The sequence below is a fragment of the Microbulbifer maximicatervae (SeqCode) genome (genome assembly GCF_052467955.1).
In genome coordinates this window covers 4,277,532-4,299,169 of sequence record NZ_CP174329.1, presented here as the reverse complement: position 1 = coordinate 4,299,169, position 21,638 = coordinate 4,277,532, and the positions used below count along the sequence as shown (strand labels likewise).

General features: G+C 43.2%; 23 protein-coding genes. 3 read left to right on the top strand and 20 right to left on the bottom strand.

The features are described from left to right. Positions 1-418: 418 nt before the first annotated feature. The 10 genes from ACJJI5_RS18490 to ACJJI5_RS18445 form a co-directional block, all read right to left on the bottom strand. The gene (locus tag ACJJI5_RS18490; protein WP_445354895.1) at positions 419-1,264 is read right to left on the bottom strand and encodes a hypothetical protein; all 846 of its coding nucleotides are present in this window, start codon (positions 1,262-1,264) and stop codon (positions 419-421) included. 637 nt (positions 1,265-1,901) lie between these two features. Then, on the bottom strand, positions 1,902-2,141 hold the full coding sequence (locus ACJJI5_RS18485) for a DUF2314 domain-containing protein (protein ID WP_445356329.1): 240 nt from the start codon (positions 2,139-2,141) through the stop codon (positions 1,902-1,904). Between the two features lie 3 nt (positions 2,142-2,144). After that, complete coding sequence (locus ACJJI5_RS18480; RefSeq protein ID WP_445354894.1) at positions 2,145-2,360, bottom strand: hypothetical protein; 216 nt, start codon at positions 2,358-2,360, stop codon at positions 2,145-2,147. 131 nt (positions 2,361-2,491) lie between these two features. After that, entirely contained in the window at positions 2,492-2,749 is a 258-nt protein-coding gene (locus ACJJI5_RS18475; protein WP_445354893.1) for a hypothetical protein, read from the bottom strand. 141 nt (positions 2,750-2,890) lie between these two features. Beyond that, positions 2,891-3,415: a hypothetical protein gene (locus tag ACJJI5_RS18470; RefSeq protein WP_445354892.1), complete on the bottom strand. Its 525-nt coding sequence runs from the start codon at positions 3,413-3,415 to the stop codon at positions 2,891-2,893. A 464-nt stretch (positions 3,416-3,879) separates the two neighbouring features. Next, positions 3,880-4,647: a hypothetical protein gene (locus ACJJI5_RS18465; RefSeq protein WP_445354891.1), complete on the bottom strand. Its 768-nt coding sequence runs from the start codon at positions 4,645-4,647 to the stop codon at positions 3,880-3,882. Between the two features lie 672 nt (positions 4,648-5,319). Then, positions 5,320-5,742: a GNAT family N-acetyltransferase gene (locus tag ACJJI5_RS18460; RefSeq protein WP_445354890.1), complete on the bottom strand. Its 423-nt coding sequence runs from the start codon at positions 5,740-5,742 to the stop codon at positions 5,320-5,322. A gap of 585 nt (positions 5,743-6,327) precedes the next feature. Continuing rightward, positions 6,328-6,957: a LysE family translocator gene (locus ACJJI5_RS18455; protein ID WP_445354889.1), complete on the bottom strand. Its 630-nt coding sequence runs from the start codon at positions 6,955-6,957 to the stop codon at positions 6,328-6,330. Positions 6,958-7,617: 660 nt separating this feature from the next. After that, positions 7,618-8,163, bottom strand: coding sequence for a PIN domain-containing protein (locus ACJJI5_RS18450; RefSeq protein WP_445354888.1), 546 nt, complete (start codon positions 8,161-8,163; stop codon positions 7,618-7,620). 336 nt (positions 8,164-8,499) lie between these two features. Further along, positions 8,500-8,835 (bottom strand): hypothetical protein, encoded by a 336-nt coding sequence (locus ACJJI5_RS18445; RefSeq protein ID WP_445354887.1) that lies wholly within the window; start codon positions 8,833-8,835, stop codon positions 8,500-8,502. Positions 8,836-9,128: 293 nt separating this feature from the next. Between ACJJI5_RS18445 and ACJJI5_RS18440 the strand changes: the two genes are divergently transcribed. The 3 genes from ACJJI5_RS18440 (at position 9,129) to rho (ending at position 10,977) form a co-directional block, all read left to right on the top strand. Beyond that, entirely contained in the window at positions 9,129-9,374 is a 246-nt protein-coding gene (locus ACJJI5_RS18440; protein ID WP_445354886.1) for a hypothetical protein, read from the top strand. Between the two features lie 3 nt (positions 9,375-9,377). Continuing rightward, positions 9,378-9,599 (top strand): hypothetical protein, encoded by a 222-nt coding sequence (locus ACJJI5_RS18435; RefSeq protein WP_445354885.1) that lies wholly within the window; start codon positions 9,378-9,380, stop codon positions 9,597-9,599. Between the two features lie 439 nt (positions 9,600-10,038). After that, positions 10,039-10,977 carry a transcription termination factor Rho gene (gene rho / locus ACJJI5_RS18430; RefSeq protein ID WP_445354884.1) on the top strand — a complete coding sequence of 313 codons (939 nt, stop codon included), beginning with the start codon at positions 10,039-10,041 and terminating at the stop codon, positions 10,975-10,977. A 743-nt stretch (positions 10,978-11,720) separates the two neighbouring features. Here rho and ACJJI5_RS18425 read toward each other — a convergent pair. From ACJJI5_RS18425 to ACJJI5_RS18380, 10 genes are all read right to left on the bottom strand, one after another. Continuing rightward, a complete protein-coding gene (locus tag ACJJI5_RS18425; protein ID WP_445354883.1) occupies positions 11,721-12,578 on the bottom strand; it encodes a PA4780 family RIO1-like protein kinase in 858 nt (285 codons plus the stop codon). Positions 12,579-13,105: 527 nt separating this feature from the next. After that, complete coding sequence (locus ACJJI5_RS18420) at positions 13,106-13,447, bottom strand: hypothetical protein (protein ID WP_444912330.1); 342 nt, start codon at positions 13,445-13,447, stop codon at positions 13,106-13,108. A 263-nt stretch (positions 13,448-13,710) separates the two neighbouring features. Then, positions 13,711-13,887, bottom strand: coding sequence for a hypothetical protein (locus ACJJI5_RS18415; protein ID WP_445354882.1), 177 nt, complete (start codon positions 13,885-13,887; stop codon positions 13,711-13,713). Between the two features lie 108 nt (positions 13,888-13,995). Further along, a complete protein-coding gene (locus tag ACJJI5_RS18410; RefSeq protein ID WP_445354881.1) occupies positions 13,996-14,511 on the bottom strand; it encodes a hypothetical protein in 516 nt (171 codons plus the stop codon). A 526-nt stretch (positions 14,512-15,037) separates the two neighbouring features. Next, positions 15,038-15,256, bottom strand: a complete 219-nt coding sequence (locus ACJJI5_RS18405) for a nuclear transport factor 2 family protein (protein WP_445354880.1) — start codon at positions 15,254-15,256, stop codon at positions 15,038-15,040. Positions 15,257-16,035: 779 nt separating this feature from the next. After that, positions 16,036-16,668 (bottom strand): DUF1294 domain-containing protein, encoded by a 633-nt coding sequence (locus tag ACJJI5_RS18400; RefSeq protein WP_445354879.1) that lies wholly within the window; start codon positions 16,666-16,668, stop codon positions 16,036-16,038. Positions 16,669-17,466: 798 nt separating this feature from the next. Further along, positions 17,467-18,141 carry a penicillin-insensitive murein endopeptidase gene (locus tag ACJJI5_RS18395; protein WP_444915795.1) on the bottom strand — a complete coding sequence of 225 codons (675 nt, stop codon included), beginning with the start codon at positions 18,139-18,141 and terminating at the stop codon, positions 17,467-17,469. A gap of 80 nt (positions 18,142-18,221) precedes the next feature. Further along, the gene (locus tag ACJJI5_RS18390) at positions 18,222-18,893 is read right to left on the bottom strand and encodes a hypothetical protein (RefSeq protein ID WP_444915796.1); all 672 of its coding nucleotides are present in this window, start codon (positions 18,891-18,893) and stop codon (positions 18,222-18,224) included. Positions 18,894-19,475: 582 nt separating this feature from the next. Further along, positions 19,476-19,973 carry a hypothetical protein gene (locus ACJJI5_RS18385; protein WP_445354878.1) on the bottom strand — a complete coding sequence of 166 codons (498 nt, stop codon included), beginning with the start codon at positions 19,971-19,973 and terminating at the stop codon, positions 19,476-19,478. Positions 19,974-20,742: 769 nt separating this feature from the next. Continuing rightward, entirely contained in the window at positions 20,743-21,036 is a 294-nt protein-coding gene (locus ACJJI5_RS18380) for a hypothetical protein (RefSeq protein ID WP_445354877.1), read from the bottom strand. Positions 21,037-21,638 lie beyond the last annotated feature (602 nt).

Genomic DNA, 21,638 nt, shown 5'->3' with positions numbered 1-21,638 from the left:
TTCCTCTGGCTGAGCTTGAATTACTGGAATGAAAGCCCCTTTAGCACGACCGCCGTTTATGACTTCCATTAAATGCCAACTACTAAAGAATGGCAACCAAAAGACGCCGAGATTCTGAGGGAAAGACGCCCTATAAAAGTAACGAGTTGACGAACAGAAAACGATCTAAGGCTTGACCTGTAGGTGAGGTGGTCAGGGACACCAAAACTATATGATCGTGAATGCAGAAGTTGTATTATGAAAGTTCATATTCTTATATAGCGAGCTACTATAAAGCTATTAGTATCGCCGCTGACTCATAAGATGAGCAGTGTTGGAGCCGGTAGTTTTAAACTATCGGCTACCCGATTTAGGCTGGCTGTATCTTTGTATTGCGCGGATTAGAATTTGGGTCTGTGTTTTTCGATGATTTGGGCATCTACCCAATAGATATCGCCCTCAGGATCGACATCATCTTCTCTCTTAATGGGTTGTGATTGAAGAACAGATATTTACCGTCTGGTGACACATACGCGCTGGCTTCATTGCCTGCTGTGTTTATGGTACCTCCGAGGTTTATTGCCTTACCCCAGGAACCATCTTGTTGGCGGAAACTGATGTAGAGATCTTTGTCACCGTAACCGTCGTCTTTTTCGCTGTCCCAGATGAGGTAAGAGACATCGGCGGCAATGAAGGGGTGGGCTGTCCACTTACCAGAGTTGATATGCGGCCCCAATAATACAGGTGGTTGCCGCTTGCCGTTGCTAACGGTTGATATACGTAGCACGTCATTGCTCTTGTAGTCGTCAAACACTATGGTGCCATCAGCTGATGACGTCAGACGCATGATGCCCCAATCTTTGCGGTCGAACATCGTCCCCATACTTTTAATATCTGACCAGCCTGATTCGGTACGCACCATGTACTTGTTCCCCAAGTGCATGGTTTTGCCATCTGGGGCAAGTAGAGGGCGGCCGACCCTTGGGCCAACAACGGATTCGTGCCACTGGTTACCTATCTGCTTGAAACGAATGAGCAACCACTTTTCAGTGTCGACATCCATTCGGCTAAAGTAAAACTCGGTCATATCTGGTGTGAAAGAGCCGCTATAATCACGATGCCGGGTTGCGACATAGCCCGGCGCGAATATTTTGGGTGTTAGTCCCGGTGGTGTTTGCCCAAGGTAGGGGCCTTCCAGCAGGGGAAGTGCTTCTTGGCTACAACCGTGGCTACTCACCGCAAGAAGAGAGATCAGGAGTATGATAGAACTACAAAAATGCTTCACAGCTTGTCCTTGTTTTTACATCAACGAATAAATGAACTGCGGGCAATTTAATCAGTTCGACATGAAAACACCTGAAGTACTTATGATTTTTAAATGATTTTGAGCTGACGGCACCAAACTTTTAAACCTAAAGTGCACAAAAACCGACACACTTGGCAAAAGTAAAGACCGGCAGCTGGGCACTGTAGACTGGTCAGCTTTCAAATATCTAGGGCAGGAAGATCATGGGAATCCGTACCAATCAGCTGTCCTTGAAAGAAGGATACTAGATGGAAGCGCTTACTGGACTGAAATCTTTAGTCTGGAGCATCGCATAGTGCCTCCATAAAGGGTATAAGATCGCCTCTCGCTGCTGTGCCGAGAGTACCCACTAAGGATTTTGCAGCGTCAGCACGAAGCTTTAAACATACCAAGCTCAACTCTGCCATATCAGTGTAAATCGATCACCAGCTAAAAAAATCAGGTCCTGAGAAATCGTTGGGCGAATATGGCTTGGAGGTGTGCGAAAATGGTTAGTTGTTTAACGATTCACCGCTGGGTGGTCGAATGAAGTTAGAATTTGCTGCGGCTGGAGTGTGACGTAAGCTGTCTGGTCGCGATAGCAACGAACGACATTCGCTAGTTAGGCACTAGCCTTCTAAATTGGCTCATATGATGAAATTCCAATATATGAGTCATATTCCTGTTTTTCTTTTTCCGAACCAAGCTGTTCTCTTGTTACCCGAAAGGTGTAAGCGCCTATTGCATGCCCGTTTTCAATCACCATCCAATCAAATACATCTTCTGGATCGAAACCAAGTCGCTCACCTACTTGATGCCACTTTGTAAGCTCTTCTGGGACATCGAAGAATGCTCCTGAAAGGAAGTTTTCTTCGATATGTCAATATACATTTGACAGCCAGAGGTATAGAAACCTGTCTTCTCCAAGCTTTTCAGATAAATCCGGATCTCTAAACCTTAGCTTTGCTGCGTAAATGGCTTTAGGACCGGATTTCACAAGATCGATGAAATCAGCAATAGTGTTCGATGCTTGAGCGAATGCCTCAAGCATTTCTTGATCTTGATTATGCGTGTCTCTGAATAACGGTTTGATCATTATAGATTTTTCCTTGCCTGCTAGCGCCCAGTATATCAGCGACCAAAGCAGGGCGAAGTAGTACGTAGGCAGTCCAACTCAGTGTTTCTACAGAGTGTACGAGCTATTGTTTGTTATATATTCTGTACATATTAAAACTGTCTGGCAGCGAATAAGCCCGCTATAACTATTGCAACAAGGCCGGTGGCACTACACCAAAAACCGTGACTATTGCCGTTATAACTATCTAGATAGACAGTTTGTTTTGGTGAAGGGTAGCGGCCGAGAGTGATTAGTTTACAGATGGGCCAGCCAATCCAGTAGCAGATGGTGCCGAAGAATATTTCCGCTAAGATATATCCTATACCCCGGAGAAATCCCCTGCCTATCTCCCCAATTAAATCATCCATAACTATCTTCCTTGTTGATATGTAAAATGCATTGCTAAGAGGCTCATTGGGCGGCAGCGTAGTTTTGGCTACGCTAGAAATTCTCGCCCAAAATATAGTGGACTCAAAGCATCCACTGGATTCGTTTTCTATAATTTCTTACTAATATTCTTTGTATTTAATATTTGCTTTAAATGCTTCGGCTTCAATAGGGGAATCCTCATACCCATGCTCTAACACACCTAGCAAATGACCAGAGAGGACGTCCTTAAGGCTAGCTCGCTCTACTTGCAAAACATGAACAAGCTCATGTGCCAACTTCGGAGTATCCATCTGGAACCCCTTTCTTATGTATATAGAATAACCAAATACTTGTGCATTATTCACAACTCCGTCGCCTATAAGTCCGGCCGTCTCGCCAATAAACTTTAGAAGTGAATTCTCACGTGGAAATGGCACTTCATTCACATAAACCAGTCTTATTTTTTCAGGATTCTTAATACCTATCTCTTTCGCAATATCAAGGTGCTTCTGATCTAGAGGGTGACCAACTTGAAGGCCTTCAGAATCAATTATTTCAGCCCATTCTGCATACGGGTTCACAAAGGTAAATTCAATTATTTTCTGATGAAAAACAAAAGGCAAAGCTAAAACAGCTAAACCACAAAGTAAAAATTTGCTTTTCATATTTTACTACCCTTTAAACTATTCAGGGATCAATCTACCATAAAAGCACTAAAAAACCATTAAAAATCAGTAAGTTAGATCTAAGTTGTGACGATGCGTTAAGTGTGATTATCAGCGACTTGACTACTATTCCTTGTACATGAACGGCCCCTAAATACTCGGTAATATAAAAGCCTTTCAGGCTTTTTAGTCTTTTATAGGCCTTCAAGTAGATTGGGTATATAATCTCTAGCTCTATCTAATTCAGAAATTTTGAAAGCTATTTCAAACGTTTATTCTGTTCTGGGTTGGATAAACATATGGATGCATGGTTTACTCGGGGGGATGCCTGTTTATCCCAAAACAGATAATTGTCTGCGAGTCGGAATGCATTGTGGATAGAGAATCGCACACTATAGAACCGAACGATAGATAGTGGGTAGCCAGAAGCTGGAAACTGCCGGCTGCCCGATTTCAATACATTTTTAGCACGGAAGTACTGAAAGCGCCGAGCCCAAGGCATTTGCTATACCATTTATTAGCTCAGTTGTGACTCGTGCCTTATTAAGTGCGATGTCAACCAGCAAGCCAAAAATGACAGAGATATAGGCCAGGTATCCAAAACCCATATAGTCATTGTATAAGATGGTATAAAACCAATCTTGACCATATGTGTATATGGCGGAAGATATGATGGTAGCAACGAACAAAAGCACTGCAGGTAAGAACAAGTGAGCTACTGCTTTTGGTTTAGCGAAAGATACAGCCAAGAGGATAAGAAACATTAGAAAATTTGACCCAAGGAATATACGAAGGTCAAGTTTTAAATTTCCCACTATCTCAAGGTACTTTCCCTTAATAAGATCGCCAAGTGTATGTTGCGCAACTTTAATGCTCTTAAGGCGATCGAGGTAGCTTGCCGTGATAGACTGAGCCAAAGCCTTTTGTCTTTCACAGTCATAACCACACATAGAGGCAATTACACTTGCTATTTTTTGCGGTAGATTATTATCTAAGTTTTCTTTAATTTTTTCCGATTCCAGTCCAAGTCTATTAGCAATGCTCAGCGCTTGATTTGCAACTGTAGATTCGCTTACAAGATGCTGTTTTTCTCGAACCTCCTTCTCTATTTGGTATTTTACAAATCCTTTTGCTGATTCTTCTATGCTCTCAGGCGACAAGAATGTAATAGAGAATAGAATTCCAAAAAATAGAACTCCAAATAACCCGGTTGAGCGTAATGTAATATTCATAGTTTCCTTAGCATTTAACGCCTTAGTAACCCGTAGCAAAGCGTAAGCTGTCCGGTGCCGAGAGCACACAGCATGCTGTCTTGGTACTGCCGTATGGATACGGACTAATGAGTTGAAAGTCCGTTGTAGAAAGATCACCATTTAAGAGAGGTATTAAATGCTAACTACTAGCAAATGGCAACTGAAACACCGTGAGGTCATGTGGGAAGGGAGTCCCAAGCAAAGTTACGAAGTGCGAAAGAGACTGTCATACAGAGCTTAGCCGTGAGGCGAGGTGGCTGAAGACAAGAAGCCAAGTGATCAAATGGGTAGAGTAAATGAGGTAGTCGTGTAGTGAAAATTCACGCTCTTATATAGGAAGTTATGCTTAGCTTGTTGCAATTAAGTTGTCACTGCTGATTACATAAATAGGCCCAACCCACTAGCCACCATCGAAGGGATAAAAAAGTGCTGGAACATAACAGCGCCTAGGTCAGTTATGATCAAGGTGATTAATCAGAAGTTGGCTGATGGCCTAATAGCCTATTGCTGAGATTATTACCCTGGACATGGTTAAGGCCTGCTTGAGGCTGTCGCCGGGTAGAAATTCATTGAGAGTAGTGAGCCACCCATTGCGGACCCTGTGATGGATGGCGTGGGTAGCTGGCAGCTAGAAACTACCGGCTACTCGATTTAGAGCGAATTTTTTAATGATAATGCCACCTTTTTAATGCCATGAGGCGGAATCCATCGTTTAAACTCAACAAAACCATACTTTTTATATAAATTAATTGCGGGCTCATTTACAGCAGCTGTTTCTACAATTGCTCCTATAAATTCAAATTCATCAAGAATGTAGCTTAGCAATTTACCTGCTATTCCTTTCCTAAAATAATCTGGGTCAACAGTTAAACTATTAATTTCTAATCGCCTATCTTCTATAGCAATCTCGATAGTTGCGGCTAGACATTCATTGTCAATAAATCCATAAAACCGCGATTTAGAATTCTTTATATCTTGCGCACTTCGCGATAGTGGAGGAAAGTCAGTAACACCTATCAATTGAGCTTCAACCTTATAGGAGCGTTGAAATATTGTGAAAATCTGATCTGCCATATCTTCGCTAAAATTGTCAAGTTTTATTATCATATTAAGCCTAGTCTAAAATTCGTGGGCTCTCTAACTCTTACTGCAACAGCATCTAGGGAGTAGGCTTATAGGTGCAGCGAACAGAAAACAAGTGTTAGGATAAATGTTGGATTGCTGGTACTTGGTACATCCAGTATGAGTATTGTCTGAATGGGGTAAAAGCCCTCTGTAGGAAGCTCACCCATCAATAAGATCCATAAATACTAACTACTAGCGAATGGTAACTATAACACAGTATTCTTTTGGTGAAGAAACCGCAGAATCATCACGTAAGGTCTATTTTGGAGTGTAGACATTCAAGGGCAGCGGAACGATATTATTTAACAAATAGAGTAAATGAGTTGTGATTGTTTAAGTCCTTATCTGGGGGGATCTGTTTAGCATACTGCTATTGATTTGAGGTAGTTTTCTGCCATGTCATTCAATTCAAATGAATGAGCCGTTTGACACTAACGTTGTGAAAAATTTACTACAGATGCTGAACCGTCCTATGCCGATCCGTACTATGGGGGAGGGGTCGGTAGTTAGAAACTACCGGTTACCCAGTTGATACTACTGACGTTCAGTGAAGGCAATTTTCCCAGCCAGCCCGATGAGTAGAGCTCCAGATACGCCTTCGAGTGCTCGAGAGAATTGCTTAGAATTTGATTTGCTAAACAACCAAGTTCCAGCTGAAGCATATAGAACATTACATACTGTAGCTAAAGTACTAAAGAGTAAACCCAGTATCAATATTTGTAACGATACTAAATCGGTCGAAGTATCGATGAACTGAGGTAAGAATGAGAGAAAAAACAATGCTACTTTCGGGTTCAAAACGCTAACAATGAGACCTTGAATAAATATGTTTTTATTTGCATCAGTACTTTCTTCAACAACAATTTTATTACTTCCTCGCCACATGGAAAGTAAAGACAGGGCACCCAAGTATACCAAGTAGGCTGCACCCAACCACTTCACTATGCTAAAAGCCATGGCAGAACTTAGGATTATTGCCGACAAACCCAAACAAGCTGCTAGTGTGTGGACAAAATATCCAACACCTAGCCCAATAGCAGCTTTTATACCGCTTGCCATTTGACCTTTCATTGTATTCGATACGATGTAGGTTACGTCTGGGCCAGGTATCATATTGATTGCTAAGCAAGCGACAACAAATAAAGGTAGAGAACTTAAATCCATTTTCTTTCCTCAATATTAACAATTTGTGATATTACGCTTGAAGGGTCCAGTTGAAAACCAAAGCGATGGGTTCTATGTCGATCGGGTGCCTTTATTTGGTACGCCCAGTATGGGCGTGGACTAATAGGGTGGAAGCCCTCTGTAGGAAGATCACCGTTTAATCGTTTCATTAAATGCTAACTGCTAGCGAATGGCAACAGCGTGAGGTCTTATGAAGAGGAAGCTGTTCGCGAATCTGCAGGATGACGAACAGAAGCATCATATAAGGCGTAGCCTGGAGGTGGGGTGGCCAAGGGCACCGAAGCGGGGATGACCTAATGGGTAAGGTTAATGATGTATTTATGTAGTGAAATTTCACGCACTGATCTGTTTAATTTACTGATATAAAGCTGTCAGTATGGATACTGATTCGTAGGTATCCCCAAATTGCTAGCCACCAACGCACGGATAAAAAAATGCTGGAATACAATATTGACTCGATTAGTAATGACCTCGGGGGTTAAACAAAATTCAGCTGGCGACATAGTAGCCTAATACTAGTACCTCGGACATCGTGAAGACATGCTAGAGACTATCGGTGGGTTACAGATAGAGAGCTGCCCATTGCGGATCTTACGATGGATACTGTGGGTCGATAGCTAGAATTACCGACTATCTAATTTAAAACTGGTACTCTACAGACTCGTCATTTAGTACTACTTTTTTCTCTTGCACCAGCTTATTTAATTGGCCTTGAACCGCGATGTCATTACCTTGTAGCTTCAAGTGCGCCGCAATATGATTTTTTAATGACGAAGCGGTTTTGGGACGTTTTTCCTTAGGCGATCTTGTAAGTGAGCTCAATAGTTTTTGAGTAGTAGCGGCTACAGTAACATGCTTAATGTGCTTGCATGTTCTGCCATTTGACTTCAAATGAGAGATCAATGGCGTAAATCCGTTATCATTTGTAATAACCTCAAACGTGATATCTTTTCCTGCTTCATGATCAAACTTACCCAAATAGTAGGCAAGATGAAAATCTAGATTATTTGCTTGAGTAGCCTTTATTTGAATGATGATAAAGTTGATTGGCGAATCATATTTTGATGCCCCAAAATCTAGCTTTGGTTGTTTTGCCCCAAGAAATACGATCACTTTTTCATATTGCGAAAGGTCTATTTTTTCCATGCCACCGACGTTTTCGTAGTCGATAAATGCCCACTTCATTGTAGAGCTCCTTGTTGTGTTATCGTGTTGCCTGTATTTTGTATATAGCTTTCCTACACATCGGGTGTTGACTAGAACCTCTTAGTACCTCTGGATAAGCGTATTAGCATCGGGAAAGTCCCTTGTGGGGAGATTAATGTTCAATAGACTTCATTAAATGCTAACTACTAGCGAATGGCAACTGCAAATTCGTAAGGTTTTGTAGGGAGGAGCCCAAGGGCATCGAAGCCATGTGATCCAATGGGTAGATATTCATTACGGATAGAGAGATGCCCATTGCGGACCCGCACGGTGGATGATGTGCGGCAGGTAGCTAGAATCTATCGACTACCCGGTTTATGAGATTTCCTCTGGATTAAAAATAAGACGAATTTTGCTAATACGATCCACTTTATAATGAAATGTTTGAGCTATTAATGTACTTCTACAATTTTTAGTAAATTTATATATGTAACATGTTGAACTCGGATTGTGAAACTCTTCTACCATCTCATACGATACATCAACTGGAGGCGAAGCTTTCAGAGATTCTATATATTCTTTGGCCGATTTACATTTAAACAATGGCCCTTCAAAACCCAGCTTTTCATCTAGTATTAGGTCTAATGAATCAAAGTCCTTTGATTCATAGAATATGTCCATATATTTTCGAGCAAGCTCTATTTTGTTCATATCGATTTCATATAACGTTTTACTCAGCCGCCACAGAAATGGGGCCGGTTTATGTTATCTTAGAAGGCCGTTTCTTGACACCTATCAAAGGTAGAGCTTAAGGCTTCACAACCATTGACACAATACGAAAATTAATAATTAAGCCCATACCCAATCACCCAGCCTCGCCGCTCACAGATCTCTCTTGATGCGACTCCAAACTGTCACTGAGTCTCCCGCTGTGTAAGCAGAGCATTCCTTTATGGAGGTGGGGGAGGGATTATGAGCACCGACGTCAGTGGATTGAGATTGAAATGCAAAGGCTGGCTGTTATCTTTGCGGGAGATATCGCTGCCTATGCGGTAATGAGCAATCACTATCATGTGGTGTTCTATATTGATGCTATAACGGCCAATACTTGGTCCGATACTGAGGTCATTCCCCGCTGGCAGGAACCATTTAAAGCATATAACTTGGCTCAGCGCTTCATTCATGGTGCCTCGTTGGACCGTTGTGAAGAGAGCAAACTTAAAGAGTTGATTGAGCTATGGCGAAAGTGATTAATGGATATCAGCTGGTTCATGCACTGCCTAAACGAATCTATTGTCCACCAAGCCAACATAGAAGATCACTGTACAGGCTTCTCCTGGCAGGACCATTTCAAGTCTAAGGCGTTACTGGATGAAAGAGCCTTGGCCGCCTGCATAGGCTATGTCGATCTCAATCCTGTCCGAGCTGACATTGAAAAAACCTCGCTGGACTCTGATCACACTTCCATTCAGTAGCGTATTCGTGCCGCGACCTCAGGTGAGCAATCCAAAGGCCTATTTGACCAAAGTTACGTAATTTTCAAACCTAAAGTATATTTTTTCAGCATTTCACTTCGTCCGAGCCAGACCAGGAGAAATGGCCGTTAACGTGGAAAGCCTGTATCATTTCCAGTGTCATCTTTCAATCTGTGGGTGTCCTAGTGTACACCTTCAATCAGTAGCGGTTCTTCGTTTTTTTCAACCTTCTGATTGGTGTTTCGATGGTTACGGCTGACGTTAATCGGTGTTCTCATGTTTTAATAGGACTATTTGTCTGCCTTGGGTTCGGAAGGGTAATAGCTTAGCCGCAAGTTCTGGCTATAGTATCCAATTTGGGGGAGTACTAATCTTTTGTCCAGCCATCGACAATCATTAACAATCTCCCCGGTCTCGATTGATTTATAAAGAGCATGTTATGTCCAGAAAAATATTATCCTTAAAGGTAAAGAGAAATACGGAGCCTAAGAAGGCTGATAAAAAGCAAGAGGATACTTCTGATCCAAAGAAGCGGTTCTTAAATGGAGTAGCTATTAATCCATCTGAGCCTATTCGCCTTGAGTCAGGCTCTAAGCAACTTACGGTAAGGGCGATGGATTTGATTACGCCAATTGGTAAGGGGCAGCGAGGCTTGATTGTGGCTCCACCGGGCTGTGGCAAAACCACTATCCTGAAACATATCTGCCAAGCAGTGGGGGAGGCTTACCCCGAAATAAAGCTGTACGCTTTGCTTATTGATGAAAGGCCAGAGGAGGTTACTGACTTTAAGCGAAGTGTACCGGCCGAAGTTTATGCGTCCTCTTCTGATCATAGCTATGAAGAGCATGTGAGAGTAGCTAATGAACTCCATGATAGGGCCTGTAAGGAAGCCGGTGAGGGCCAGGATGTGATGATCGTGGTTGACTCGTTGACAAGACTTTCACGGGTACATAATGCACAGCAGAGTGGCAGGGGACGTACAATGTCTGGCGGGATAGATGCCAGGGCTATGGAGATCCCCAGAAAGCTGTTTGGCGCTGCGAGGAAGATAGAAGGTGGTGGTTCACTTACAATTCTGGCAACGATCCTCGTGGATACCGGAAGCCGAATGGACCAGGTGATATTTGAGGAGTTTAAGGGGACGGGAAATATGGAGGTAGTATTGTCAAAGGAAGTTGCGAGACAGCGAATTTTCCCTGCCTTGGATATTGCTAAAAGCAGTACTCGCCGTGAAGAAATCCTGTTCAACTCGAAAGATATTGCAACGATAAGAGCTTTACGAAGAACGCTTACCAGCCTAAAGCCTGTAGATAGCACTAAAAAGCTTATTGAACTCCTTGAAAAGTACCCGACTAATGCGGAGTTACTAGACCATTAATTTTTAGTTAAGTTTAAGGGTAGTATTTAGCCGCTTAGTATTTTGGGGTTAGTTACTTAGCGACCGAGTTCTTACTAGGACAGCCGTTATTTAGTCGAGGGCTTTACACTTCAATTCTCCGGTGTGTTTTTACAAGATATTGCTCAATGAGGGGCTTAGTGGAAAAGTGGCCTTGATATGCCGAAAGGTTGCCATTTCAGCTGGATCACTATTTGGCGTTAGTAGACTGGAGTGGCCGGCATTTAGCCCCCAAAAAGCGCGGTGCCATTTCTCAAAAGGCGCCCCTTATCCTTGAGCGGCTGGGCATCTCAGCAAAACACTGGCTCTATCTCAGTTGGAACTTTGAAAGCCGCTTTAAAGGTTTGGTGGGATCAGTGGAGACGGTAAAGCAAGCTTGCATCCAACGCGATAAACGCTGGGTACACGGAATAGGGATTGCCGGCGTTTCCTCTCAGCCACACCCTGCTAATCTACTCCTACCCCAAATACTCTATAACACGATTACCATTCTTGTATCCAAAATAGCATTTCCAAAAATCTGCATATCAATTCCCAGAACTTAATCTCTCTTACCTATAAATCAAAGGGTAAGAGCCCCCAGAAAGAGAGCTTGTTCTGCAGTACACAGCATCCTCCAGCCTTTGGGTGTCCTAATGTGTGTGTGCACTAATTTGTGCAATAGGGTAATAAACAATACCCGCAGCAACCAATAAGGTTACTAAACCGGGTGCTTTCATCTAAATTTATGCATCTTCTGAAGATTCTCGTATGCGCTCTTTCCGTTCCAGTTCCTCTTGCATCACCGCTTTGATTTCTTCTAGCACGGCATCGACATCGGCGCTGTCATCGTCATCATCAAACTTGCCGCTGAGCGTTGAGCTAGTCGTTAAGTTACCCTCTTCAAACAGTGCCCACATTTCCTTGGCGTATTGAGTCTGTAATAAAGAGGGGGCAAATCTGCCATAATAACGACGCATATTGTCGACGTCGCGAGTGAACATTTCTTGTGCACTGTTATTGGCAGCGGCATTAACAGCTTGGGGTAAATCGATAATCACAGGGCCGGAATCATCTACTAGCACGTTAAATTCGGATAAATCACCATGTACAATTCCCTCGTGAAGCATGAGCATGATGTAATGAATCATTAATGCATGATCTTGAATTGCTTGCTCTTCTGACATTGTCACATCGCCAAGCCGTGGTGCGACATTGCCTGCTTCGTCAGTGATTAACTCCATCAATAGTACACCGTCAACACAACCAAAAGTCTTGGGAACTCGTACATGAGCGCGTGCTAAACGGGACAAAGCATCAACTTCGGCATTTTGCCAAATCTCTTCCTGCTGTTGGCGGCCATAATTTGACCGTTTTTGCATGGCACGTGCTTGACGACCACTGCGAACTTTACGCCCTTCTTGGTACTGTGCGGCCTTTTTAAAACTACGCTTATTCGCGTCTTTATAGACTTTGGCGCAACGAATTTCGTCACGACAACGGACAATAAATATATCGGCTTCTTTGCCGCTCATTAGGCGGCTGATAACTTCATCGATTAAGCCATCATCGATGAGAGGCTGTAGACGTTTGGGAGTTTTCACTAGATACCAGCTTTGAGTGTTCGGCAATTAATCATATATGCTATTGACATATTTCCATGTGTATTTGAGGCAAGAAATCTAATCTTGCTTATGGATAAAGAGCGATTATGGGGCCCTATATTGCCTGCGTAAAGGATGGGGGCAATAAGAATCGCACTTGACATATGAAAACCCCCAGTAGGAAGATCACCGTTTAATGACCTCTAACTGCCAGCGAATAGCTATACCATAAGGTTTTGTGGGGAGGAAACCGCGAGCCAAACTATGAGTTGGCGAACAGAAACATCCTATATGGCTTAATCTGGAGGCCAAGGGTGCCAAAGCCACGTGATCTAATGGATAGGGTTAATGATGCAGCTGATTTGTGAAATTTTATACTCTTATCTTGGGGAATATGTGTAATTTGTTTCAGTGATTCCGCCAGCGTGGCTACTGACTGGTAAGTAGGTCCAACCGGTTAGTATTCATGACCCGCATGATGGGGGGTGTGAGGCCGGTAGCTAAAAACTACCGGCTACTCGATTTAGCTATTTACTTCGTGTCCACCCTTTGTTTTTAAAGCACTCAATCGACTCTTTTTCTAGTGCTTGATATTCACTCCAATACTCTGGCTCTGCTTGACTTCCGCTTCTTATTCGCGCTAATGAATCTTCTACCACCTTGGAAATAACTTTACTTCGATCAGTATATAAGGTCCCATCCATTGTAATCCCTTTACTATATGCCTTAACTCCACAGGAATCTCTATCCGACGAGACAATCGGACTGTTCCCATCAAGCTTTCCGTATTCAGGATGTTCCCAATATGTTTTTTGGGTCGCGCATGAGATTAAAGTTAAGCCAGATATTATTGCAAATAAATATTTCATCTCGTTGATTTCTTGTCCTTGTTGATAACTAATGCAAAGCTTTACGGACGCCGAAGCAACCCGTAGGTTTTCCGTAAGAGCTTTTTATTATTATTTTACTTTGATTAATTAACATACTCCAACCATTCATTACAAAATATACTTTCAACGGCCATTTCTAACTGAAATATCTGAGGGTCAATTAGGTTGCCTCTAAATGTTGCACCTTTATCAATCCATGCTGAGTACTCAATATATGGATAGTGGCCTATACAGTACAAGGCCTACGACAACTCTTTGCTCAAACTGCTTGAACTTTTTAGGTTTTGAAATAGTGAATGCAAATCAGACAGCAGTTGTTCTATATATTCCTTTCCTGGATCTTCACCCATTCTGGCCAATACCGGCAACCCTTTTTCACCTAATCCCGCGTTTATAATTCTTTCTTTAATCTCTTTCATATTTGGAAGTCATAACGCCCTAAGCACTGGACGGAACGTAGTTGATTGATTTTGTGCGATTAAAGCACAAAATAAAGCAATGCACAGGAAGTCCAGTGCATTGCTTTGTCAGTTTTTTGAATCGCAAAATGATAGCTTGTCGCGTAAAACCAAATCAATAATCCCATTAGGATCTGAAGAAAGCTCGACGATTGATTGTTTGTTATCGCCGATTGGTATTCGATGGCATGGATTAGACTGGATTTGATTGTTTTTCTGATAAAGAAAATACAGTTGAACTGAACCCAATTCAACAGGTATCCATGAGTCATTAAATGTAAATCGATCCCCTATTTCAAAAGTACCCGTGATTGAATTCAATACCAAGAAAGTTGAGTCGATATCTCGATTCAGATCTTGCAATCTCTCCCACGCTGGAGAGTCACGCCACTCAATAGGCTTTGCGTTATATGAGCTAATTTCATGTGTCAGATCTGCGTACGCGATGCGACCTGAGATTTTCTTGGCAATAACAATGTCAGTGGCATTATTCAAATCAAAGCTTAAATCCTTATGATCATATTCAAACGAAATGGCTCGCTGAGAATAAAGGATGATTAATAAGGTTAGATATATAACTTTCATTGATCGAAGCCTGGTGGAAACTAACGCCTTGCTCAGTCGCCGCCGGAACGGAGCCGCTTTGTGCTAGCGTAAGCGTACAGTACAAAGCGAGCGGAGTGTAGGCCGTCAGATGCAGATATTTGTTAAATCTTGGTTAGTTTACTTGGTTCTATATACGGGCTGAGGGTTGGATTCAAAGAATAATAGAATTCTATTGTCTCCTTCAATAACTAAGTATTCACCTTGCAGGCACCCAGAAATTGAACCCTTAGGAATAGAGAGTTCATAGCCTTTAGGGTGATCAGTAAGGGCAAACACTTCCGTTTTTTGACCTTTCTGACAGCTTAGTGAAATATAGCGATCTAATTGATTGGTTACAATCTTTGCGTTGATAATTTTTGCCGGATTCTCAATGCCTACCGCGTCAGAAATGAAACTGAATAAATAGAATAGTAGGAATAGGAATATATTAGATTTCATGGTGCTTAGATTTTACGCCTATGCAGCATAGGTCGACGCGTAGCGATGGCCCTGCTGACTGCGACTGTTATATTTCGTTTTTCTTGAGCTGGTTTTCAAGGCTCTTTAAATCACCCAGCGCTTTGTGAACCATATCGACATATTCAGCGAAACCTTTGAGACCTCGCTTTTCCTGCCCCAATGATCCTCTAAAGGAGAAGCTCTCATGCAGGATCGATGGCATTGCTTTCTTATCGTGGGCATCCCAAAGAACCTCATAAAATCTTCGAACTTGATCTTTATGCACTAGTCATCCTCAGAAACATAACGAAGCGGAGTGTAAGCTGTCGGGCGCCAAAGGCGCGTAGTTAATTGACTTGGTACGCTCAGCATGAGCGTGAACTAATGAGGTGAAAGTCCTCTGTAGGAAGATCACCATTTAATGGGTTCCATTAAATGCTAACTACTAGTGAATGGCAACTACAACACCACGAGGTCTTTCAGAGAGAAGCCGCTGGCAAAACTACGAGCTGACGAACAGAAACATCATATAGGGCTTAGCCTGGAGGCGAGGTGGCCAAGGATACCGAAGCCATGTGATCTAACGGGTAGAGTCAATGATGCAGTTGTGTAGTGAAAGTTCACGTTCTTATCTGGGGAGATCTGTTTAGCTTGCTGCTGTGAAACTGTCAGCGTGGCCACTGACTCATAAGTAGGCCCAGCCCGCTAGCCACCATCGTGGGGTAAACAAAAATGGTGGGACACAGCTGTGCCTCGGTCAGTAATGATCAAGGTAATTAAACAGAAGTCAGCCGACGGCATAGTAGCCAAATGCCAAGATTAATACCTTGGACAGGGTGTAGGCCTGAACCCAAAATCCACGAGTTAAAAGACAGGGCTAGCCTACTGATATGTTTCCAGTCGGTTAACGTTGATGTAGCGCACTGCCATGACACTCAACTCAAATGAAGATCTGCTCGAGACTATCGTTGGGTAGAGCTTCATTACGGATAGGGAACCGCCCATTGCGGACCCGCACGATGGGTGGTGTGGGGGCCGGTAGTTAAAAGCTACCGGCTACCTGATTTAGCCATTCAATAATGGAACAACTGTGTTATTAAGGAACTTTGTTCCTTTTTCAGTATGAAGCCAAATTAAGCCACCTAAATTCAAAAAGACAGTTACCCAATAAACACTTTTAAATTCTTTTTTACTCGACTTGTGACGTAACTTGTTTTGAGCAAAGTAAGCACCAGGCCAACCACCAAATGTTGAAAACAAATGTAATGTGCTTTCTTTTGTTCTCCAACGCCCATTTTGAGCAGCGGACTTATCAATTGCGTAAGCGATAAATGTTATTAAACTCATTGCAACATACAAGCCAGCAACGATTAACGGTAATTTACCGACAACGATCGATGTCGAAAGGCCAACACAAAAAACTATTATAAAAGCTACACCAAAGTTGCCACCACCTTTAGATTTGCTTCGATTACTTGAAGCTTCAGTATCTCGAGCAAATTTGATATTTATAGCTTTAAACCGATTACTATTTTCTCTGACTAGTTCGTAGATGATGACTTCACCATTAACAGGCCTACGTGAACGAGGCTTAAAAGCTTTAATGTGAACAAAAGCACGATCGCCTCCACCATTAGGCTCAACAAAACCGAAGCCTTTATCATCATTCCAATTTACTACTTTACCTTGAAGCTTCATGCTCCATCTCGAATCTGATGGCTAACGCCCGTAGCACGGGAAAATTTGGAGCGCAGCGGAAAATTTTTCCCGTGCCTACGCTTGGTACGCCCAGCATGGGCGTGAACTAATGGGGTGAAAGTCCCCTGTAGGAGGATCACCATTTAATGGTTTCCATTAAATGCTAACTACTAGCGAATGGCAACTGCAATACCGCGAGGTCTTGTGGGAAGGAAGCTGCTAGCAAAACTACGAGCGGACGGACAGAAATATCATATAAGGCTTAGCCTGAAGGCGAGGTGGCCAAGGACACCGAAGCCGGGTGATCAAGCGGGTAGGGTCAATGATGCAGTTGTGTAGTGAAAGTTGATGTTCTTATCTGGGGAGATCTGTTTAGCTTGCTGCTATGAAGCTGTCAGGTGGCCGCTGACTCATAAGTAGGTCCAACCCACTAGCCACCATCGTGGGGTAAACAAAAATGGTGGGACACAGCGACGCCTCGGTCAGTAATGATCAAGGTAATTAAACAGAAGTCAGCCGACGGCATAGTAGCCAAATGCCAAGATTAATACCCTGGACAGGGTGAAGGCCTGGAGCCAAACTCCATGAGTTAAAAGGCAGGGCTAGCCTGTCGATATGTTTCCTGTCGGATAAGTTGAGGTAGCGCACTGCCATGACACTCAACTCAAATGAAGAGCAGCTCGACGCTATCGTTGGGTAGAGATTCATTACGGATAGGGAACCGCCCATAGCGGACCTGCATGATGGGTGATGTGAGGGCCGGTAGCTAAAAACTACCGGCTACCCGATTTAGCACTGTTATTTGCACGGTATAGCAAAATCAACATGGTAGTGTTCATCATGCCTGACCCACGACCGTTTTTTGGAAAACTGGATATATTCCTTCAAATACTGCGCATACTTTGTCTTATATAAATTTGGCTGTAATTTTGGGTCGAAAATCACTCGCCATAAATCATGCCCATGTTCCTTGGCTTGTTTGTGTAAAGCTACAACATGAGCTGCAATCGCTTCGTAATCAATGTACATGCCATCATAATGATCATTAGCATCAAACTCGATATTGTAACCCAACTTATTTAATGCGTTTGTTGGCAAATGGACTGATTTTCCATTCTTATCCTTTACTGGAGTCATGAAATCAACTGAAAGTCCATTTCTGTGGGTTTTATGAGGCTTGAATTGGCCACCATCCTTAAATCCTGTTTCTGCGTATTTGTAGACCTTTGTTGGCTGTTCAGTTTCTAAGTCTTTATATGCAGATACTATGATATCTCTTACTTCTGAATGAACGTAGGTACGACCAGTCAATCTCGCTATAGTGCTATAGCCTACGTAGTTTTCCCCTTCGGATGGCAGTTTCACTCCATTAGTAAGGCTGCCATTGGAAGTCGTCCCAAAGCATGTGCTGGTTTCAGCCAAAGCTATCAGCGGAAACAAAAATGTAATTAATAAAAGATACTTTATGTTCATGTGGTGCTATCGCCTTGCGAGGGGGCGAAGTGCGCAGCACTTTGTCCCGCTTGCGCAATTTGTTATGACAGGGAGCCAATTCATGGCACGAGCTTATAGTCATTGCCGAATTCTTTTGTTTTAAACAAGCGGAATTGCACATTAGTTAGATCGAGGTAAGGGAAGCGGCTAGCGTACTCTTTGACCTGATCATCGAATGCCTCCCTACCATCTGAGTGATACCGCCATAATGTTGGACCATAAGCGCAATCTAGGTAAAAGTTGCCAATAAAAACGGCCTCGCCCGGCTTAACTGTGAATGTACCACCAACGGGTTTGCCAGCAGAATACAGTTTATCTCGTTGCGCCGTAAGAAAACCTACATTGGATACAGACTTTGCTGCCTTGATGCTAAAGGCGCTGATCGCATATTCTCCGGGCTCTAGAGAGTAAGCATAATTTGTAAACACTGGATCAACAGCCAAGCGTGAAGGGCTATGCAGTACAAGGGCTGGCTCGGCTTCATTATTGATAGAGCTCATTGGTAGCTTATCGAATGCCATGCTAATGAGTTGCGCATTTTCATAGCCTCCACAGTCCCACCAACGCCCCCAGTTTACGTCTAGCAGGACAACACCATTTGTTACTTTGGTGGCGTGATAATAGTCCTCTGTTAAGACACTAGAAGCTTTAAACTTTATCGGCTCAGTGACACCCGCGCACGCAGTCAGCACGACAGACATTGCAATTAGGGTATATTTCTTGGTGATCATTCTTCGATCCCTGTGGAGTCATAACGCCGCTAGTAAAGGCGCCGCGGATGCGGTGTCCAATAGAGCGTAGCGTAATGTTTTTGCCTAGCCTTGGTACGCTCAGCATGGGTGTGAACTAATGGGGTGAAAGTCCTCTGTAGGAAGATCAGCATTTAATGGGTTCCATTAAATGCTAACTACTAGTGAAAGGCAACTGCAACACCACGAGGTCTTGCGGAGAGAAGCCGCTAGAAAAACTGCAAGCTGATGAACAGGAATATCATAACGCTTAGGCTGGAGGCGAAGTGGCTAAGGGCACCGAAGCCATGCGATCTAAAGGGTAAAGTAAATGATACAATTGTGTAGTGAAAGTTCACGTCCTTATCTGGGGAGATCTGTTTAGCTTGCTGCTATGAAGCTGTCAGGTGGCCGCTGACTCACAAATAGACCCAATCCGATAGCCAAGATCGTGGGTTAAAAAATGTGGTTGAACACAGTAGTGATCGTTGAGTAGAAATTCATTACAGATACGGAACTGCCCATTGTGGACCTGCACGATGGGTGGTGTGGGGGCCGGTAGCTAAAAACTACCGGCTACCCGATTTAGCATTGAGACTCGTCCCCCGTAGCAAATCTTACGTACCAGTGGTCTCGATTCTTTCCTATTTCTAAACTTGTTTCTTTATACAATCTGTTCCAGCAAAACACCTTTTCCCCTTTTTTCCTGCGTGAATAAGGATTTGGTGGATTGTTGGCAATTTCGGTTAGGAGCGCATCTGGAGAACCTAGCACTTCTGCCGAAACGTTATATATTTTCCAAAATAGTATTTTTGCTCTTTCAAATTCAACCTCCGTTGTAAAGAAAACCACATCGTAAAGCCCGATATCGTTAAAACATTGAATCTTTAGATGCCCCTCTTTCCCGAAATACTCTTTACCAATAAATATTTCACCATCATTTTTTAGAACCGGATCGAAACCCTCTTCCTTGAATCCCCTTAGGAGGCTGTCACAGGAGTCTCCCATTCCTGCTTCTACCAAGGTGAGTGCATAAGAACAAGAAGAAAACAATAATAATGTCGTAAATAATAGTTTTTTCATGATTGCATGCTAACGAGGGTGTAGAAAAACTCACCCTACTTTTCATATTATGGTTGTACGTAAAAAATTGAGTCTCTGTCAGTGAAAACTCAGCCAGATTTCACGCAGGATCACGATTTTTGATCGATATTTAATCAACCTCAACCCTCACAAGTATAATTTAGTTTTTCTACAGCCTGAACGCCTCAAACAGCGGCAGTTTTGGAGCGGCGAAGCCGCGGAAAAGCTGTCTAGCGCACGACGTGCAGCGTTGCTGCTTTGACTTATTACGCCCAGCATGGGCGTAAACTAATGGGGCGAATGTCCCCTCCTGTAGGAGGATCACCATTAAAAGGGTTCCATTAAATGCTAACTACTAGCGAATGGCAACTGCAATACCGCGAGGTCTTGTGGGGAGGACGCCGCTAGCAAAACTACGAGCGGACGGACAGAAACATCTTATAAGGCTTAGCCTGGAGGCGAGGTGGCCAAGGGCACCGAAGCCATCTGATCTAACGGGTAGAGTAAATGATGCAGTTGTATAGTGAAAGTTCACGTTCTTATCTGGGGAGGTCTGTTTAGCTTACTGCTATGAAGCTATCAGGTGGCCGCTGACTCACGAATAGGTCCAATCCGCTAGCCACTATCGTGGGTTAAAAAATGTGGTTGAACACAGTAGTGATAGTTGAGTAGAAATTCAATACAGATAGGGAGCTGCCCATTGTGGACCTGCACGATGGGTGATGTGGGGGCCGGTAGCTAGATAATACCGGCTACCCGATTCAGAGCCTTACTCTTGATCCCACTCTTCTTTATAGCCATTACTCACTAAGTAGCCATTCAGAGAGTGAAAAATATACTCCATCCACTGCTCGATTCCTTCTTTCTCCAGCAGAGGGAATCCAGAACCTTGATCATCAGCAGCAACGTCTATCATTCCCCAATAGAATTGGGAAAGAGCTAATGCCTGCTCTCGATTAGAAACTACGCCTTTCTGAAGAATATCTAGTGCAGTTTCATTCTCCATCTTTACAGCGTAGTGAATAAGGATCTCGCGTTCTTCTGGGTATTTATATTCAATCATAGTGCGTCTTGAGCCTCTTTAATTACTGACATCCGATCAGCAACCCAAGTTAACTTACTTACCAAGTCTTCAACCCTCATTCTTTTGGTGGCTACAATCAGGTAGAGCCTCTTATCCGGTAAGGCCTATTTAACTTGCTGCTATGAAATTGTGTGTGGCCGCTGACTTGTAAGTAGGCCCAACCTGCTTTTCACTATCGTGGGGATAGGAGAATTGGTGGAACACAGTAGCGCTTCTGTCAGTAATGACCAACGTGACTAAACGGAAGTCAGCCGACGGTATAGTAGCCTAGCGCCAGGAGTATTACCTTGGACATGGTGAAGGCCTGGAGCCAAACTCTAAGAGTTAAAAGACAGGGCTAGCCTACCGATATGTTTCCAGTTAGGTAAAGTTGCGGTAGCGTACTGCCATAACACTCAGTTCAACTGAAGATCTACCCAAGACTATCATTGAATAGGAAATCAGTACGGATAGGGAGCCGTCAATTGCGGGCCCACACGATGGGTAGTGTAGAGGCCGGTAGCTAGAAATTACCAGCTACCTGATTTAGAGTTCAATTCTCCAGTTGGAGTGAAGAAACTAAATCCTCATAACTAGGATAA